The organism is Novipirellula artificiosorum, assembly GCF_007860135.1.
Lineage (GTDB): Bacteria > Planctomycetota > Planctomycetia > Pirellulales > Pirellulaceae > Novipirellula_A > Novipirellula_A artificiosorum.
Genome location: NZ_SJPV01000004.1, coordinates 180238 through 198577, shown reverse-complemented (window position 1 = coordinate 198577; position 18340 = coordinate 180238). Strand labels below are relative to the sequence as shown.

Below are 18340 nucleotides of genomic sequence, written 5' to 3'. Positions count from 1 at the left end.
TCATGAGAAAGGTGAAAAATGGGTGGTGAAGCGTTGCCTTAGTCAGTTCTTCCTCATTTTTGCCTTTCCCGCATTGGTACCGAAGTTGCATTTTGTGTGCCAAAGATCACTACACACCAAAGGAGTGTCTGTATCGCCGCCTGAGACATGCTCCGAATTAATGTCTGGCAAAGGTCATGCCGTTCGCTACACGGCATCGGACGACGGTGCCGCCATGCTTGCCTGGTTCGATTTGTAATTCAGCTTCAATCAAACTGGCTCGATAACGTATCAACCTGTTGCATCGTTCACCGAAGCCATTCGCACGATCCTTGCTGGTGAGGTCCTTCACAAGCCTTCGGACGTCGCGCAATGACATAGCTCATCGATGTCGCCAAACACGCACCCCGTTCCCACGGACTTGATTCCGCAGTGATCTATGGAAATGTTTAGCAAGAAATCGATCGGCGACTGTTGATGCTGACAACACCTCGGCCTGCGTCAGTCGAAGCAGAACCGAAAGGCCAATCACCGATTTGCCGACCTCGGTTTGACATTGTCGAGTCGGAAAATGAGCTGGTTTTGTATGGCGACATGCCCGGCGTCGAAGACAACAACCTCGATATTCGCTATGAGAATGAACCGTTGACGAATCACGGAAAAGCTCCGGCGCGGAAGGAAACCGCGGCCATGCTCCGGCAAGAGTATGGCGTGGGCGACTACCAAAGAACGTTCCTGATCGGCGAGTCGATCGACGCAGAGAAGATCACCGCTGAAATCCATAATGGTGTGCTGGTCGTTCAAGCTGAGCGCAAGTCCGAAAGTAGTACGGATCCGGGCAACACGTCTTCGTACGGCAAGGTCTACCGAAGCATGATCGTTCCCAACGGGATCGAGGCGGGCGAGATCCAAGCCACCTACAAGAACGGAGTGCTGGAAGTGCATTTGCCCAAGGGCGAGCACGCCAAGGCAAAGCGAATCGCTGTTCACTAGGATGGCCGGTTCCCGTCGTCCAGTGATGGATGGCGTGCTCGTGATGGCTGGTGGGGACCGGCCCTACCCGATCAACCGCACTGCCAACAATAAGGCGATCCCGAGACTGAACGCGAGGTAGTGGATGATGTTTGTCTTGATGCGGTGGTGATGTTTGATTTCTGGAATCAAGTCCGCAGCACCAATGTACAAGAAATTTCCTGCCGCAAAGGGAACCAAGAACACGACATTGATCTGATTGGAAACGGCGTACGCCAAAATGCCTCCTGCCAAGAACGTCATCGAGCAAAAGAAATTGAACGCCAGTGCTTTCGTTGCCGTCCATCCACCATGCACCAAAACGCCAAAATCGCCAAGCTCCTGTGGCACCTCATGAGCTGCCGCAACCAACCAGGCGGTGACACCCAGCTGCACGTCCACCATGAAACTTGCTGCGACAAACATGCCTCCGATCAGATTGTGAATGGCATCGGCAATCAAGATCAAGTACGTCAGCGGAGGCGTGTCGTCCGCCGTTGCACTGTGTGTGTGATGCCAGTGCAGAAATTGCTCCAGTCCCAGGAACAACATAAAGCCGGCAAGAAGCCAGAGGTAGATCGAAAGACGATTGTGCATCTGGTCAACTGCTTCAGGAATCATGTGTAGCACCGCACCGCCGATCAATGACCCCGCGGCGAACGCGACCAGCGGCAAGAGCAGTTTGTCGAGCGTTTCCTTCTTGATCACCCACGTCACCGCACCGGCGAGTGAGATCACGCTCATTGCAATGCTGGAGACAACAATCCATGCGAGCGTGGTCAACGTTGAGCTCCCTTGGCGACCGGGTGGACGACTACCGCTTCATTTTCGTGAACGCCCCAAGGCCCTCGCTGCATCCAACCCTCAACATGCGCCTGCCATTCCCGGTTTACCCGACTCATTCTGTTTGCCTCCGAAACGGAATCAAATTTGCTCCTCATCACGATGTGCTTGCTTCGAGCAATCAACGTACCAAGCGATTTTCAATTCGGTGGTGGTCGATGCGAGGGTCCGGCACTTGCACTTTGAGAATCACACACAATGGTCATGTGCAATTCCGCACACATTCGTCCCACGGAGAGGACCGAAATGTCACACTCGTTCCTGGTCTATCAGACGGTTCACGGCGTCGACGCGTTCCAAATCGAATTCAACGACGTTTCCAAAGAATACTCGGGAGGAAATCGAGCGATGCAAGACTTATCTGAAATTCGACAGCGTCTGCAACACAATCTTCAAGAACATATCGATCGAGTTGAGAAACTTGAAAACCGCTTGCGGCAACCGGGCGACGAAGATTGGGAGGAACAAGCTTCGCAGCGGTCGAACGATGAGGTTCTGCAATCGTTGAGTACACAGGCTCGAAAGGAGATCGATCAAATCCGGCGTGCGATAGGCCGTATTGACGAGGGTAGTTACGGGCGCTGCACTAAGTGCGATAAGGCAATATCCCCAGAGCGGTTAGAGTTGCTGCCCTTCACAACGACCTGTGTCGATTGTTCTACGTTATAGAGGAGAATCAAATGAAACCGCAACCTGCACCGAATGCCAACGAGTTGATGACGGCGGTTCCACATACGGTCACACCCGAGATGCGATTAGCGGATGTGATTGCTTTCCTGGTTCGACACGATCTTGCCAGCGTCTTGGTTGCTCGTAACGAGAACAGCAAGAAAGAATTGTTGGGATTTATCTCTGAAGGCGATTGTTTAGAGCACCTCAGCAATGAGCTGTTTTATGGAGCGCCGATGCCGATTCAGACTGCCGCCACAATCATGAAGCGGCACCCTCTTTGCGTGACGACTGACACCGATATTTTCGCGTTGTCGTCGATTTTCGTCAGTCACAACTATCACTATTTGCCAGTCATCGACGGGAAGTTTCTAGTGGGCATGGTGTGCCGAAGCGATGTGCTACGGTTGTTGGACGAGTATTATCGTCGGTGGGTGAAGCTGCGTGAGGATGAACGAACATCGATCGACGTTCACGAAATCATGAATCACCGGTTTCTGGTCAAATCTTAGCCTTTTTTGTTCGCTTTCCGGCCGGGAAAACTCAACCATCCACCACGCTGGTGGATACCAAAGTCCCAGGCAATCACGCGGTTCGAGCGGGTCGGCTGCCCCGTTCCTGTCCCTCGGCGCCTGGCAAATGGAGAACGTCTTTGGATAAACCTGCGTAGCGAATCCCCAGACCGGACAACCACCGCTATGATAAAAGAACGTTTTGGAAAAACACTCAATCTCGGGCATGGCGTGCTTTCCCCACCTAAGCAAGGTGCGGGAAATCAGTGGGCGGAATGGCGCTAAACCTGGTGAATGAAGAGAAGTTATCCAGCACAGAGTCGGCGGCTAACGCCTTGCCGCGTCATGTTCGAAGTCATCAAGGAATTACTTATGTTATTGAAACGATCTCGCTGCATCGCTCCAGCCGCTATTCTGCTGTTGGTGTTGGCTCCCTCTGCGGTTTCCGCTGAACGACCGAACATCTTGTGGATCACCATCGAAGATTGGTCGCCCGATCTTTCATGCTATGGTACGAAGGGGATCGAAACGCCGAACGTCGACAAGCTGGCCGCGGAAGGGATTCGATACGAGCGAGCCTTCACCACGTCGCCGGTCTGTTCGACCTCGCGTTCCGCGATGATGACGGGCTTTCATCAGAACTACTTGGGTGCCCACCAACACCGCACCGACGACAAGAAACCGTTGCCCTTTGGCATCCGACCGATTCCGCATTTGCTCGCCGATGCTGGCTATTTCACCTGCCTGATGAGCAGGAAGACCGACTGCAACTTCCTACCCGACAAGAAGGAGGAATTGTTCATGGGTGTCGACTGGAGCGAGCGAGAACCGGACCAGCCATTTTTTGCTCGGATCACGTTCGGTGGCACCCACCGATCTTGGAATCGCGATCCGCTGCGGCCAATCGACAACGCGGAGGTGGAATTGCCACCCTACTATCCCGATACACCGTTCATCCGTCGTGACTGGGCCAATGGACTCGAGCAGATGCAGATTGTCGATCGAGAGGTCGGTGAACTCTTGAAGCGACTGGAGGACGAAGGGTTAGCGGACAACACCATCGTTTTCTTCATCGGCGATCACGGTCGCTGCCATATCCGCGGAAAGCAGTTTCTGTACGACGAAGGCACTCGAATTCCAATGATCCTACGTTGGCCGGGCAAGGTCGATCCTGGTCAAGTCAACGATGACTTGGTGATGTCGATCGACATTTGTGCGACCGTTCTCGATGCAGCCGGTGTCACTCCGCCGGTGCCCTTGCATGGCAAAAACCTATTTAGCGACGAAGTGAAGCAACGGAAGTACGTCTTTACCGCCCGGGATAAGATGGATGATACCCATGACGCCATGCGGAGCATCCGGTCGCGGGACCACAAGTTGATTTTGAATCTGATGCCAGAGCGTGCTTATTGTCAACTGAGCTTTTACAAAGAGAGTGCCTACCCGGCGCTCGCCGAGCTGAATGTGTTGAACCTACAAGGAAAGTTGACGCCGGAGCAAGCTGCGTTCATGGCGCAGCGCAAACCGGAGGTGGAACTGTTCGATCTCCGCAACGATCCACACGAAGTCCACAACGTGGCGGACGATCTGAACTACGCAAACGTCAAATCGAAATTGCTGAGCGAGTTAGAATCTTGGCGAACGACCGTGATTCACGACCAGGGTGTTTCGGATGATTTCCGAGCGGTTGGCGTTTTTCCCGAAACTTGCCCTCTGCCAACGGTGGGTCAGTGGGCTCAAGAGCACGTCGACGACTACGACTTCAAGAAGTTCGGCGTCCCAGGATGGTTCCCTACGAGAACACTCGAAGAATGGCAGGCGGTCAAAACGATGTGGGAACCCTGGGTGTTCCGAGAACCGACGAGCAAAATGAAACGCCCCGTGATTTCCTACACAAAGAAACCGAGCCAAAAAACGAAGCAGGTAAGCCAATAGATGGTCCGAATACACATGATCAAACTTCTGCGAATCACCCGCACCTCTTGGCTTCTGGCTCTGCTGTTGGCGTCGTTTGGCGTTGGGGTCACGGCCGAGCGGCCGAACATTGTTCTGATCGTTGCCGATGATCTCGGCTACAGCGATGTTGGGTTCAACGGCTGCAAGGAGATTCCAACGCCACACCTGGATGCGATCGCAGAAGCGGGTGCTGTCTTTTCGTGCGGCTACGCTTCGCATCCCTATTGCAGCCCAAGCCGAGCCGGTTTGCTGACAGGCCGCTACCAGCAACGCTTTGGTCACGAATGCAATCCGCAACCCGATGCGGAGTTCAAAGAAGGTGAAGCAACGGGGCTACCGTTGTCGGAAACGACGCTTGCCAACGTTTTGCAATCTGCAGGGTACGCGACCGGAGCCATCGGCAAATGGCATCTCGGCGATGCGAAACCCTACTGGCCCAATCGACGCGGATTTGACGAGTGGTTCGGATTCAGTGCGGGCGGGATGAGCTACTGGGGCGACACGGGAAAGAAGGCGGCTGCTCTTGGCGTTCATCGCGGCGACGATCCTGTGGGAAAAGATTCACTGACCTACCTGACCGACGACTTTTCAACGGAGGCAGTTCAGTTCGTCGACCGGCATCGAGATCAGCCATTCTTTCTCTACTTGGCATACAACGCTCCGCACTCGCCCGATCAGGCCACGAAACGACACTTGGCGAAAACCAATCACATCGAATACGGCGGCCGTGCTGTTTACGGTGCGATGGTGGCTGCGATGGACGAAGGGATCGGGCGAGTGATGGCGAAACTCAAAGAAATCGGGGCCGACGAGAAGACGCTGCTGATTTTCTATAGTGATAACGGCGGGCGAAGGGAACACGCAGTGAACTTTCCCTACCGCGGCCACAAGGGAATGCTGTTCGAGGGAGGAATTCGAGTGCCGTTTGTGATGAAATGGCCGTCGCGCGTTCCCAAAGGAGTCACAATCAAATCGCCGATCTCTGCTCTCGACATTTTCCCGACGGTGTTAGCCGCCGCGGGTGTTTCGCCGGACCAGGCCGATCAACTCGATGGCATTGACCTGCTTCCAATGCTTACGAGCGGAAGGCCGTCTCAAGAACCACGCACCCTGTTTTGGCGATACGCGATGGGCGATGGTCAATACGGCTATGCCATTCGCGATGGCGATTTGAAACTTGTGCAAAGCGGATACAAAAACGAAACCTTCTTGTTCGATCTTGCGGATGACCCCTGGGAGAGAACCAGCATCGCCGCGGACCGACCCGATACCGTCAAGCGATTGGAGCAACGGATCGCCCAGTGGGATCGAGAAAATATTTCGCCAAAGTGGATCGACGCGCATGGTCAGAACGTGCGAAACGAAGAAGAAACGCGTCAGAAAACCATCGATGCGGCATCTCGTGGTGAAAAGCAGTCGCCAACCTCGATTTCAAATCGATGATCTCACCCGTTCCAGCTTCCGCTAAGTTCATTGACAACCGCTACTACATCCGGGGCGGCAGTATGGTGCGCGACGCCGATGGCAAGTGTCACTTATCTTTACAGTCGCTGAAGAAACCGAAGAAAAGACTCACTCTTTCAACATCCCGATCCCTCTGAGTCTTACGAAATAGGAAGAGACAGAAATGCAGAACCCGTTTTCAATGAAGCAACTCTTTCTTTTGCTGGCACTGGTGTTGACTCCAAGTCTGGCTCGTGGTGTGCCGAATGGTCCTCCCGATGTTCCCTCGATCATGACTGACGAGAAGAGTTTCCGCACGCTAGGGTTTGTCGAACGCGCTGGTAAGGCGTTTCGCGTCGACCTAAAGCAGACGAGTGATGCCGGACGGAATGATCCGAAAGTCGCTGCGTCGTTGGCACCGTTCTTGGTAGCAAAGCCACAACCCCAAACCGAGCAGGAACCCAAAGCCAAGAAGCCATCCAAGCGACTCGGCGGATACCAATCGCATTGGGAAGGAACTCGTCTCTGGATCGGTCCGGATTGGTGGGCCAACCCGATGACCGATTGGGCGTTGCGCAATGGCTCGGTGATTGCGCCAGCGTTAAAAGATCGTACGCTTTGTCTTTTGCCAGCCGAGTTGAGCGGCGACGGCGAAGCGTTCGAGGCAAGCGTCGAAGTCGAGGCGTTGGGCCAAGGGGCCCAGAAAGGCGAATCGGCTGGCTTTCGAATCGGACGCCGTGGAGGTATCGATGACTTCCGGCACGCCTTGATTCACGCAACGCATTGGATTGATGCCACCCTCCGCGAAGACGGGCGGCTTCGTGTGGGCATATCCATTTCCGACAAGAGCCTCTCGCTCCAAAACGGTCCCGTCGTACTAAAACTATCTGGCCAGCGTGATGGTGATACGGTTGAGCTTACCCTGACCGCGACTCAGGGTTCCAACACGATCAGCACGCAGCAGTCATTCGCCACAAAGGAGGTGCTCGGTGGAGTGGCACTTTTATCGAACGGTCCTTCGCTGCGAGCCGTTGGCGATGCAGCGACGCAGTTTGCGTTTCGTGACTTCCAAGTCAGCGGCGATCTGGTGAAGGAAACTCCGGATCGATCGTTCGGGCCGATCCTCTGGTCCCAATACTCGCTCAGCGACGATCAATTACGATTGCAAGCGCAATTCGCGCCACTTGGGATGCGGGCCGATTACGAAGCCGAATTGTGGACCGCTGATGTGGAGGGGACTCCTCAATGGGCTAAGATCGCCACAGCGCCGATGGACAAACGGAGTCGCACGGTCACGTTTACCGTGAACGATTGGCCGAGCACGACAAGCAAACTCTATCAGGTTCGATTTGGATGGCGAGGCAAGCCGTACGTCTGGGGCGGTCGAGTGCGACGTGAGCCGAACGCGGACGAACCGCTAAAACTTGGTTGCTTTTCATGTGATAACGGCTACCTGTTTCCGATTCCCGCGATGGTTGCGCAAGTGCAGGAGCAAGATCCGGACATGGTGTACTTTGCGGGCGACCAAATCTACGAGAGCTACGGTGGGTTCGGAGTGAATCGCAGCGACGATACCGAAGCCGCGATGGTCGATTTCCTGCGCAAGTACTATCAATTTGGTTGGACGTGGCGAGATGTGTTGCGGGATCGTCCGAGCGTCATCCTTCCGGATGACCATGATGTTTTCCAAGGGAATTTGTGGGGGCACGGCGGGCGAGCCTTACCCGCCGGCGATTCCAAGAACACTTGGACCTTAGGCGGATATGTGATGCCAGGCGACTGGGTCCAAGCCGTTGAAAAGATACATGTGGGGCACTTGCCCGCTCCCGCTGTGGACATGGAATCCGCGATCGGCATCAAGCCGTACTTCACCCAGATGACTTACGGCGGAGTGGGATTCGTGATCCTGGAAGATCGCAAGTTCAAAACTGGGCCCCTGTCGCTTCCGGAGGCGACAAGGCAAGAAGGCGAAGGTGCAGACCTGCTGGGCGAGGCGCAAGAGGCGTTTCTCAAACGCTGGGCCACCGACTGGACAGGACAGCAAATGAAGTGCGCCCTTTCCCAAACCATCTTCTGCACGGCCGCAACGCACACGGGGCACAATCTGAAACGCACACGCGGCTACTCCGACAGCGGCGCTTGGCCCAAGGCGGCACGCAATCGAGCGGTTCGGATCCTGGGAGATTGCAATGCGTTGGCCATTCACGGCGACCAGCACCTGGGCGTGTTGCTGCGTCACGGTGTCGATGATTTCGACGATGCCGGATTCGCGTTCATGGTTCCAGGTACGGCCAACGGCTTTCCCCGTGCCTGGTGGCCGGGTGTCAACAACGGAGCACCGCAACCCGACCAGGACTTTACGGGCAAGTTCCATGATGACGCAGGCCATCCCATTAACGTGCTGGCGGTTGGCAACCCGGAATACGCCAGCAATCGATTGCCTAAGTCCGAAGATCCTATGATGATCGGATACCGCAAGGGAAGTGGCTACGGGATGGTTGAGTTCAACAAGAACGAAGGCACGGCGAAGGTTTCCCTGTACCGGCTTGGCAACCAAGGAGAGATGTTCCCTGGTTTTCCGCAGACAATCGCCGTCGGCGGCAAGCCGTAGCAAAAAGTGTTCAAGCATGCATCACAAAGAGACAACACCGCGAACGAGAAAGTAACACCGAAGTCGAAACTCAAATGAAGCATTTTTCCTCTACCCTTCTCGTGATCACGACGCTTCTTACTTCCGTTGCGGTTGCGTCGGAAAAGCCCAACATCCTTCTCGTTTACGCAGACGACATCAGTGCGAGGGAATTGCCGATTTACGGTTCTTCGGTGTGGAGTCATCCGACGCGAGGCGACACGACCGATGAAAAGGTGCGTGCAAAAACGCCGGTTCTGGATCAAATGGCCAGCGAAGGCTGTTGGGTCAAGACCGCGTGGGCGTCGGTTGTTTGTTCCCCGAGTCGCGCGATGATGATGACAGGCCGTTACGCGCACCTGCACAAGTGGTGGAACAATAAAGACAAGGGCCAATACATCGACGAAAATGGCAAGCTGACGGTTTGGCCGCTGTATCGGAGTTCGCCGCGATTGATCGGACACGTTGCACAACAGGCCGGATATGGAACCTATTGGGCCGGCAAGACGCAAATGGCCGGTGATTTAAAGGCGTTCGGGTTTGACCAAGGTTGCTTCACCCCCGGCAATCTTTCGGACAACGACAATCCGTTCACCGACTTCAAGATGCGTTATAAGACGGAAACGGGGAAAAAGCTGCTGCTGAATGCAGACACGGGCCAGCCGATTGACTCCTACTTACAGCACGGTTGGTACTTCTATCCGCACGTCCGATTGATGAATCACGACGACCGGGACTTTCAGTGGTGGCCGAACACGGCTGAGTCTGAGAAGTCATTCGGGATTGGAACCTACGGACCTGACGTCGAATTGGATTTCATTTTCGACTTCATGGAGCGGCAGCACGAGCAGGACAAGCCTTTCTTTGTGTACCACACCACGCACCTGGGGCATGACGCTTTCGACTGGTTGAACCCCGAATCAGAAAGCCGTTGGCCGGGAACGCCGGTCATCCACTGGGACGGCACGGGTTACACGCGGACGCAGCCGAATATAACGGGCGACCATGGCGTTTACGACTCGCACGGCACCGTGACCGAACCAGGCATCCACACGCACATCAACTATCTCGACTATCAGATGGGGTTGTACCGCAACAAAATCAAGGAAATGGGCATCGAAGAAAACACCATCGTGATTTTCTGCGCTGACAACGGCACTTCCGGGTACGGCAAGAATAGTTCCGATCGGCAAAAAGGAACGCACGTGCCGCTGATCATCTACGCACCTGGCATGACGAAGCACGGCGAGCAAGATGTGCTGGTCAATCTGTCAGACATGTTGCCAACCATCGCGGAGTTTGCAGGCGTCGAACTTCCTGTGGATTATCCAATCAACGGCGAGAGTCTGGTGCCGTTCCTGATGACCGATAAACCAAAACATCGTGATTGGATCTATGCCTACAGCCGAGCGCATCAGATCATCCGAGGCGAACGCGTCATGAAGGACGGATTCAACAAATGGTGGGACGTTTCCACGCAGCCGGATGACCTGATCCGTTTCAACCAGATCACGGATTGGGATACGGTGTCCGCCGAGCACCGAACCGAGCGAGACCTGCTGAACGAGGTGCTACCAAGATTCGATCTTCACGCTACGGAACATGACGCGCCGGGCGTGAAGCTGACTTCCGCTGCGACAAAAAAACGTGCGAAGCAAGCAAACCTTACAAAGAAACCCAATGTTATCTTGATCGTTACCGATGATCAGGGTTACGGCGATATGTCCTGTCATGGGAATCCATGGCTGAAGACGCCAAACCTCGATCGGCTGTCGCAACAGAGCGTTCGTTTGGAAGACTATCACGTCGATCCTGTGTGCACGCCAACACGGGCGGCGTTGATGACGGGCCGTTACTCAACGCGAGTCGGAGCGTGGGATGTCGTCCAGGGACGGCAGTTGCTTGGCGCAGATGAAACCACGATGGCGGATCTGTTTTCAAAATCCGGTTATCGAACCGCCATGTTCGGAAAATGGCACCTTGGGGACGCATGGCCTTACGCACCCCGTTTCCGCGGTTTTCAGAATGTCGTGCGGCACCTTGCCGGCGGCATCGACGAGATCGGCAACCCCATCGGCAACGACTACTTTGATGACACGTACTATCGAAACGGCACGCCAGAAAAGATCGCCGGCTATTGCACCGACGTGTTCTTTCGGGAGTGCCGAAGATTTGTCAGCGAACCATCGGATAAACCGTTCTTTGTCTATCTGCCACTTAACGCGATGCACAGTCCGCACACGGTTCCCCAGAAGTACTCGGCTCCGTTCCGAGCACAAGGGCATGCGGAGATGCGATCCAAATTCTTTGGACAGATCGTTCACTTTGACGAAAACCTCGGACGACTTCTCGATGTGATGGAAACGAACAAACTCACGGAGGACACGATTGTCATCTTCATGGGAGACAACGGATCAGCCGCAGGCACCAGCGGCAGTTCCCCAGACGATGGTTTCAACGCCGGGATGCGAGGAAAGAAAGGTTCCGTCTTCGAAGGCGGGCATCGAGTCGCTTGCTTTGTGCGTTGGCCCGTACGGTTAAAGGCGGGGCATGTCGTTGACGAACTCACGTCGTGCCGCGATTGGCTGCCGACACTGGTGGATTGGTGTGGTCTGCAATTGCCCAAGAGCACCCGTTTTGACGGACGAAGTTTGCAGCCTCTGATCGACGAGAATGCTCACAACTGGCCTGACCGTACGTTGTTCGTGCAGCGACAAGGGGACCAACCCATACTGCGGGAATCGGACAAGCATCACGGCGCGAAATCACACTACGCGGTGCTCACCGAGAACTGGCGACTGGTCGATGGCCAACTGTACGACATCGTCCGTGATCCAGGACAAACGAGCGATGTCGCGAACCAGTACGCCGAGATTGTCCGCGATTTGCAACGCCAGTACGAAGATCACTTTGCGGAGGTGTTTGCCGACGGTGAACCTTACGCACGCTTTCAACTCGGTGCGGCTGACGAGAACCCCACGCTGCTGACGGTCCGCGATTGGCATCCAACGGTAGGGAATGTGATTTGGAAACAAGACCAACTGGGCGATGACTCACTCGCCATCAACGGCTTTTGGGCCGTCAATGTTGTGCAGGCTGGGCACTATTCGATTCGGCTGTCAAGATTCCCCGACGATGCACCCCAGTCGATGAGTGCGACCAAGGCCATCTTGCAGATCGGCGATCAAACGTTGGAAAAGAAACTCGGCGGAACAGAAGCGTCCGTCATGTTTGAAGTGGACCTGCCCAAAGGTCACGGGTTGCTGCAAACTTGGCTGAGCGGCGCGGATGGCAAAACCCGCGGGGCCTATTTTGTGCAAGTCCATCACGCGACCAAGAAGCCCGTCATCAAAAAATATTCTAACGCGTCGGTTTGGACGGACGCCAAATTGGCGGCGAAGGAGTTTCCTGGTTTCGCATTCATGGGCGAGTACATGCGAGGCAAACAAGCCATGCAGGTCGTACCCAGCGAGGGCAAGTTTTACCTTTCGACCTACGGAGGCGGCTTGCCTGGAAGGGGATGGGACGGCGACGATGTTGCTCATGCCTGGGTTGATGCCGACGCCATCGAAGCGAGATTGAAGGGCTGGGATAAGATTGATCGCAGCAAAGACGTCGTGGGTGTAAGACCTCCCAAGGACGCGATCGTGCTGTTCGACGGCTCGGGAACCGATGCTTGGAGTCATGCAAAAACGGAGGGAGGACTGTTGCAAGCGGGTGCCAAGACCAAAGACGAATTCCAGGATTTTACTTTGCATCTGGAGTACTTGCTTCCGCTGAAGCCTGAGTTGCCTCTCAGCCATCCGCATCGAGGAAACAGTGGTGTGTTCGCGGTCGGAGCTTACGAAGTTCAGATTTGCGATTCGTTTGGACTTGACCCCAATTCGAATGCTTGGCAGAACATGGTTCTGCTCAAACCCGTCAGTACATGGTGCGGTGGCATTTACGGAATCCGCGAAGCGGACCTGAACATGTGCCTTCCGCCGCTTGCTTGGCAGAGTCTTGAAATCGAATTCACGGCGGCCCGTTTCAAGGGGGGAGCCAAGGTTTCACCAGCGGTCATGACCGTGATCCAAAACGGCGTGAAAGTTCACGACAGAGTGAGTTTGCCCGGAGGAACCGGCGGCGGTCCCGCGGGGCCTCGTCCGGAAGTCGCCAAAGGCCCTGTATACCTCCAGCATCATGGCGATCCCAATCAGTTTCGCAATATCTGGATCGTACAACACTGAAGCGTCGTCGCATGGCGCGGGCGTTAGCTGGCAGCTGACGACGGATGCCTTCGTCTGATTTGAATCCATCCAACCGTTCCAAGCCGAGTTCTCTGGTCGCAACGGCAGAGGTTCGATGGGCACGCAGCAATCTTTCGATCGGCCACTGACTATCGGGCAACCGTGCAAGTGCCAGTGAATAGGATCCCGGTTGACAACCCTCCAATTGAGTGGACAGGGTGTAAATCTTTATGCCGATCCAGCGGAGAGTGTCTTCGTTGACGCCGCTGGCCAACGGCGCCAGCTCTCTCGACCCTATCGCAACAATCTTCTCTATTGGGATTCATTCACTCGGATGGACGACGCGTACAGACGCGGCGGACAACTGCGCGCCTTTGAAGCTGTGTTCAGTCCGCTCGATCCCGATGGACAACCAGCCGAGATTCTTGACCGCAAGACGGGGCTCGTCAATCACGCCGTCGCCGAGCAATGGAAGGCCTACGATATACGACAAGTTCTTCAGTCTGACTGGGAAAGACTGAGACCAAGACTGAGGGGAAAAGTCCACCTACTCGTCGGTAGCGAAGACACGTTCTTTCTGGAGGAAGCTGTCGACGATCTGCTGCAAGGATTACCCGAATTCAACGACATCGCCGAAGTTGAGATTCGTGAAGGGCAAACCCATATGAACACGCTGACATGGTCCTATTTGATCTGACTGCCAAAGACATTCCTGAATCGATGACTCGACTGCCGACACACAAGGCGCGAATTCGAGAGATCAATTTCAGTTCAGATGGGCGCTGGTTGCTAACCGCAAACAGCTCGGAAGCCAGGGTCTTTGATCTGTACAAACTCTTCGGTACGCCAGATCAAGAGTAGATCCCCGAGCGATACGTGCTTGTATTTGCAACGTTTCCGCTCCAAAATGGCGCTGTCCAGCTAAACCGTTCCGGGTTCGGGGCTTTCCCGACGCTCCCTCTCTTCTTTAGAAGGAACCAACATGAGTTTGATGCGATGGATAAGGAGTCGGCTAACGCACCGCGGAAAGGCTCTCTCGCTGTATCGAACCGGTATGGCGAAGGCAAACAAACGCGATTACGTCGGTGCGATCGCCGCATATTCTGCAGCGATTCGGGCAGCGGACATTCCGATCGATGTGAAAGCCATGGCGATTTACAATCGATCGCTCGCGTATACCGCGATTCATGAGGACGAGAAAGCGGCGGACGATCTTGCGGCCATGTTAATCATGCCAGGATTGTCGGAAAGCATCAAAACAAAAGCACGCCAACGGCGGGAACGGATAAAGCGGCGTGATAAGGAAATGGATCGTTCTGTTGATGGTGGTTAGACCGCGCGTAACCTTGATCCAGAGCGCAGATGGGGATGGCTTACGCCTTCTGAATGAACTCCGAATTGACCTGGAAGAAGTGACCTGCCAGTAAACCAGGGTTTGGATTTCTGCTAAACTACCAAGTGACCAATCGAAACGGAACCTGTCAGTCGGTTTCGGGCAACGTGTCGAAATTTCTTACGAGCAGATCCGGCCATGATCAGTCGACGACAGTTTGCGTTGAAAAGCACTGCGATGCTCGGTTCCGCGATGGCTCACTTGGACCGCTGTGCCGTGGCCGAACAACGTGGATTGACGGAGCAACGCTTGGTTCTGCTTGGCCTTAATGCGCTGGCAAGGGCTCCCCAGCGAAGCTACTTTGCGGACGGACATCGCGGCGCATCGATGATCTCTGCACATCTCATGTGCGTCGACAATGGACTCGATGAAGCGACAACGAATCGGATCATTGAACTTTTCGATCGAAACTGGGCCTCGTCCGAGTTGTGTGAACCGTTTTCAGCAAGCGATCCGGTCGACAACGCGGTCCAGCGCGTCGGCAAAGCGCTGGCCGAGGGTGGCGGCACGCTGCGTGAAGTAGGTCACGATGCAATTTTTGCGATGCACGCGGTCAAGGGGTTTCGCATGATGCCGGAATCCGCGACGGAGGAACGCGTCGACGGCGTATGCAAACTTCTTGCTGCGATCAAACCATGGCGTGACATTGCGCCCAGCGACGAGGTTCAGCCACCTGCGTTTGCAGACGCCGTTGCTGCGTCACGATTCGTGTTGAAAGAAGCCAGTGATGCGATCGACCGGTTCAAAGGATTTGGGCAAGGATTCGCGGGTCACATGCTGACCTTTGGGCAATCACTGATTGAGCTCGCTGCGATTGGCGAGGTTGAGTGGGCCGAAACATGCCGCACGGCATTTCGCAAGTACGTGACGGTGACGCGAATGGGGCCACAATCGGGCGATCGCAAGATCAAGGATCATCGCAACAGCGAACTCCGACCCGATGACGCAAAGTATTGGCAACAAAGGGGCGAAAAGACGCTTGGCATCGGCCACGTTTTTAAGTACCCCTATGCTTACTATGACTTGCTGGCTCGCGCGAACGATCCAGAATTGGAAAGGGAAATCGATGCCAAGGCATGGCAGATTTTCTAAGCCACGCGGTTGGTCTCAATTCCTTTCATGCCCTTTTCACCGCAAGCAGCGAAAGCTCTCAAGGCACTTACCCTCGACCGATGCCAGCCGTTCCTCAACGACAACCCCGGCACGCGTGTTTGACTGGCGACATTTAAGAATGCGATTCCATGAGCGTGAGAGGCGTCCCTGCTTCACCGAATCATTCGAAGGCAAACCAAAGTGACACTTCACCAACTTGGCGGTCCGACTCGAATCATTATTGAGATGATTGTCATGGTATGCATCGCTTGTCCGTTGCCTGCCCAATCCACAACGCTCGCGATGGTTGTCAAAGATCCAAGCGTCGATAACCGGGGAAAGGTCACGATTTCGATCGACATCGATTCTGATCTCGGGAAACTCAATGAGTTCTGGAGTGTCTTCCCCGTCACGATTCAAGCTCCTTTCAAGGACAAGCAAAAGCATGGTGAGCTGCGCAAGCTTTATCCCGTTGCGAAGTACATCAACTGCGTTCGATTTCTTGGTGGCAAAGACTTGACGAAGGACGACTACTTTCGCGGCATTGACGAAGATGGCATGGCGATCTGCGATTTTAGTGAAGCGATCGAATTGTTGAACGGAATTCGCGAATGCGGATTTACACCCTGGATCGTTCTCGATAACGTTCCTGCCGCGATGAGTGCCGAGTCGACCCAGAATAAGTACGGGAACACCGAACCGCCTGCCAATCCGACGGTTTGGACAAGCTATGTTCGCCAATTGATTCAGACGCTCGTCGATCGGTTTGGCCGAGACGAGGTGAGTGGATGGAGATTTCGCGTTGGCACCGAACCGGATCTGTCACCGGGACATTGGAGCGGAACGAAGGAAGAATACCTCAGGCATTATGACCATACGGTCGCAGCGGTCCTGGACGTCTTGCCCAACGCCGACATCGGACCGGGTAACATCTTGGATCCCGTCAAGCACAAGAAACGCGGTTGGGGGATTGAGATCGTCGACCACTGCGCGACGGGAACGAATCACGCGACGGGAAAAATCGGCTCGCCGATGGCGTTCTTTGCATCTTCGTATTACACGTCGGTGGGTGTCACGGACGAAAGATTCGATAACGTTGTCGAAACCATGCGAGCGAGGCTCCGGCAGTACCCTCAGTTCGCAGAGGTTCCTGTCGAGATTCACGAATTTGGCATCTTGACGGAAAATGGCAAGTTGATTGCTGGCGAGGGCACGGAGTTCGGTGGCTCATGGATGGCCCACATGGCTAAAAAGATCCTTGACCTTCGTGTCGGGCGGGTTTATCAGTGGCACTGGAACACCACCAAGGCAGGGGCACTGCCAATCCCCGTAACCCATGTATTGCGAATGCTCGAACAGATGGTCGGTGAAACACGTTTGTCCGCGATCACTTCGCAAAAGAACGAGCTGGATGACATCGGTTGCATCGCCACACGAAGCGACGAGCACATCGACCTGCTGATCTTTCGGCATCTCGCCACTCGCGACAATGGCCAGCCAGTATCTGCGAGCGTTGTGATCCATGGTGCTAAACCGAACGAGCAACTCTGGACAATCATGCGAGGATCGTTGATTGACCGCGCCCACTCGGGGTTTATGCATGAAATGGAAGCTGATCGCGAAAGAATTCGAAAAGAGCTTGGCGAGGACGCGGATCCGTATTCCGTTGCCATTAAGGTCATGATGCGTCACGGTGAGAAATACAAAGCAATGACCGGCCTCAGCAGCCTTGATGAGTTTCCTGAGCTATCGCGAAACGACGACGGAACACTGCAATTTGACCTTGAACTTTCCGGTCACAACGTTGTCCATCTTCACTTGACTAAAACGAAGTGATCGAACACCTGTTGTTCCAAGGCATCCAAGTCAAGCTCGGCCCACGCGGCCGGTTTGTTCTGATGACCCGGGTCGGCCCACGTATCGGAATAGTGGAAGTCCAACATGATCTTGGCATTGGTCGCCTTGATCCGTTTGGCCAGCTCAAGGGTGTAGGGCAAATCATTGACCACCACGTTCTCGCCTAAGGGATTCACGAAGAGTCGCAACCGAAAACAATTGGCACCGTTGTCGGCCAGAACACGGATTGCGTCGTCGGCTTTCCCATGGCTTTGGAAAACGCCGCCTGCCTTCTCAATGACGGTCAAAGCCGAAATGTCGCCTCCGAATAGAAATGTGTCGCGATCCGGTTCGGCTGCGTAAGCAACCGTCGGTGAGACCACAGCCAGGAGGACCGAGAATAGACAGATCATGAATGGTTGCAGCACGCGTGCAACAACGGGAAGAGGGGCCATGTCCATAAGAAACTCTTGATCAACGAAGAATATCATCCGGTCCTGCCATTCAGTAGACACCGATGCGGTTGGTGCGAACAAGCCCTGTGCGACTATGGTAGATTGTGAGGAAGTTGAACAGCTTCCGCACTCTAACGACTTTGAAGAACGACAAATGAAATTTCGGTGGCGTTATCTTACGGGCGTTTTATTCTTAATCACCGTGCTGTCTCCCCCGTGTTGCGCCAGGGAGTACCGCATTGATTCTCAGCAGCAGTTCGACGCACTCAGCACGCACACTTTTCTGCCTGGGG

At 54.7% G+C, this 18340-nt stretch carries 13 protein-coding genes; 11 read left to right on the top strand and 2 right to left on the bottom strand.

Annotated elements, in window-relative coordinates; translation table 11 throughout:
* The first annotated feature begins 456 nt into the window (after positions 1-456).
* Positions 457-972, top strand: a complete 516-nt coding sequence (locus Poly41_RS13265; RefSeq protein ID WP_146526665.1) for an Hsp20 family protein — start codon at positions 457-459, stop codon at positions 970-972.
* Positions 973-1035: 63 nt separating this feature from the next.
* On the opposite strand, the gene Poly41_RS13260 is transcribed toward Poly41_RS13265, so the two are convergent.
* A complete protein-coding gene (locus Poly41_RS13260; protein ID WP_146526664.1) occupies positions 1036-1773 on the bottom strand; it encodes a ZIP family metal transporter in 738 nt (245 codons plus the stop codon).
* A gap of 306 nt (positions 1774-2079) precedes the next feature.
* Between Poly41_RS13260 and Poly41_RS13255 the strand changes: the two genes are divergently transcribed.
* The 10 genes from Poly41_RS13255 to Poly41_RS13205 all read left to right on the top strand — a co-directional run bounded on the left by Poly41_RS13255 (position 2080) and on the right by Poly41_RS13205 (position 17592).
* Positions 2080-2502 carry a TraR/DksA family transcriptional regulator gene (locus Poly41_RS13255; protein WP_197231304.1) on the top strand — a complete coding sequence of 141 codons (423 nt, stop codon included), beginning with the start codon at positions 2080-2082 and terminating at the stop codon, positions 2500-2502.
* Between the two features lie 11 nt (positions 2503-2513).
* The gene (locus Poly41_RS13250) at positions 2514-3014 is read left to right on the top strand and encodes a CBS domain-containing protein (RefSeq protein WP_146526662.1); all 501 of its coding nucleotides are present in this window, start codon (positions 2514-2516) and stop codon (positions 3012-3014) included.
* Positions 3015-3386: 372 nt separating this feature from the next.
* Positions 3387-4949 carry a sulfatase family protein gene (locus Poly41_RS13245; protein ID WP_146526661.1) on the top strand — a complete coding sequence of 521 codons (1563 nt, stop codon included), beginning with the start codon at positions 3387-3389 and terminating at the stop codon, positions 4947-4949.
* A gap of 15 nt (positions 4950-4964) precedes the next feature.
* Positions 4965-6413 (top strand): sulfatase-like hydrolase/transferase, encoded by a 1449-nt coding sequence (locus Poly41_RS13240; protein ID WP_231615640.1) that lies wholly within the window; start codon positions 4965-4967, stop codon positions 6411-6413.
* Positions 6414-6597: 184 nt separating this feature from the next.
* A complete protein-coding gene (locus Poly41_RS13235) occupies positions 6598-9024 on the top strand; it encodes an alkaline phosphatase D family protein (RefSeq protein ID WP_146526660.1) in 2427 nt (808 codons plus the stop codon).
* Between the two features lie 74 nt (positions 9025-9098).
* Positions 9099-13271 (top strand): sulfatase-like hydrolase/transferase, encoded by a 4173-nt coding sequence (locus Poly41_RS34910; RefSeq protein ID WP_231615639.1) that lies wholly within the window; start codon positions 9099-9101, stop codon positions 13269-13271.
* A 190-nt stretch (positions 13272-13461) separates the two neighbouring features.
* Positions 13462-13968: a hypothetical protein gene (locus Poly41_RS13220; RefSeq protein WP_146526659.1), complete on the top strand. Its 507-nt coding sequence runs from the start codon at positions 13462-13464 to the stop codon at positions 13966-13968.
* A gap of 285 nt (positions 13969-14253) precedes the next feature.
* Positions 14254-14604 carry a hypothetical protein gene (locus tag Poly41_RS13215; protein ID WP_146526658.1) on the top strand — a complete coding sequence of 117 codons (351 nt, stop codon included), beginning with the start codon at positions 14254-14256 and terminating at the stop codon, positions 14602-14604.
* A 198-nt stretch (positions 14605-14802) separates the two neighbouring features.
* A complete protein-coding gene (locus Poly41_RS13210) occupies positions 14803-15756 on the top strand; it encodes a hypothetical protein (protein ID WP_146526657.1) in 954 nt (317 codons plus the stop codon).
* A gap of 201 nt (positions 15757-15957) precedes the next feature.
* Complete coding sequence (locus Poly41_RS13205; protein WP_146526656.1) at positions 15958-17592, top strand: GH39 family glycosyl hydrolase; 1635 nt, start codon at positions 15958-15960, stop codon at positions 17590-17592.
* On the opposite strand, the gene Poly41_RS13200 is transcribed toward Poly41_RS13205, so the two are convergent.
* On the bottom strand, positions 17571-18083 hold the full coding sequence (locus tag Poly41_RS13200; RefSeq protein ID WP_146526655.1) for a glycosyl hydrolase 53 family protein: 513 nt from the start codon (positions 18081-18083) through the stop codon (positions 17571-17573). The genes Poly41_RS13205 and Poly41_RS13200 overlap by 22 nt on opposite strands.
* Positions 18084-18340: the final 257 nt, after the last annotated feature.

What these genes read in the sequence shown, in the direction of transcription:
- Poly41_RS13265 (WP_146526665.1), top strand. Translation starts at nt 457, where the DNA reads ATGCTGACAACACCTCGGCCTGCGTCAGTCGAAGCAGAACCGAAAGGC.
- Poly41_RS13255 (WP_197231304.1), top strand. Translation starts at nt 2,080, where the DNA reads ATGTCACACTCGTTCCTGGTCTATCAGACGGTTCACGGCGTCGACGCG.
- Poly41_RS13250 (WP_146526662.1), top strand. Translation starts at nt 2,514, where the DNA reads ATGAAACCGCAACCTGCACCGAATGCCAACGAGTTGATGACGGCGGTT.
- Poly41_RS13245 (WP_146526661.1), top strand. Translation starts at nt 3,387, where the DNA reads ATGTTATTGAAACGATCTCGCTGCATCGCTCCAGCCGCTATTCTGCTG.
- Poly41_RS13240 (WP_231615640.1), top strand. Translation starts at nt 4,965, where the DNA reads ATGATCAAACTTCTGCGAATCACCCGCACCTCTTGGCTTCTGGCTCTG.
- Poly41_RS13235 (WP_146526660.1), top strand. Translation starts at nt 6,598, where the DNA reads ATGCAGAACCCGTTTTCAATGAAGCAACTCTTTCTTTTGCTGGCACTG.
- Poly41_RS34910 (WP_231615639.1), top strand. Translation starts at nt 9,099, where the DNA reads ATGAAGCATTTTTCCTCTACCCTTCTCGTGATCACGACGCTTCTTACT.
- Poly41_RS13215 (WP_146526658.1), top strand. Translation starts at nt 14,254, where the DNA reads ATGAGTTTGATGCGATGGATAAGGAGTCGGCTAACGCACCGCGGAAAG.
- Poly41_RS13210 (WP_146526657.1), top strand. Translation starts at nt 14,803, where the DNA reads ATGATCAGTCGACGACAGTTTGCGTTGAAAAGCACTGCGATGCTCGGT.
- Poly41_RS13200 (WP_146526655.1), bottom strand. Translation starts at nt 18,083, where the DNA reads ATGATATTCTTCGTTGATCAAGAGTTTCTTATGGACATGGCCCCTCTT.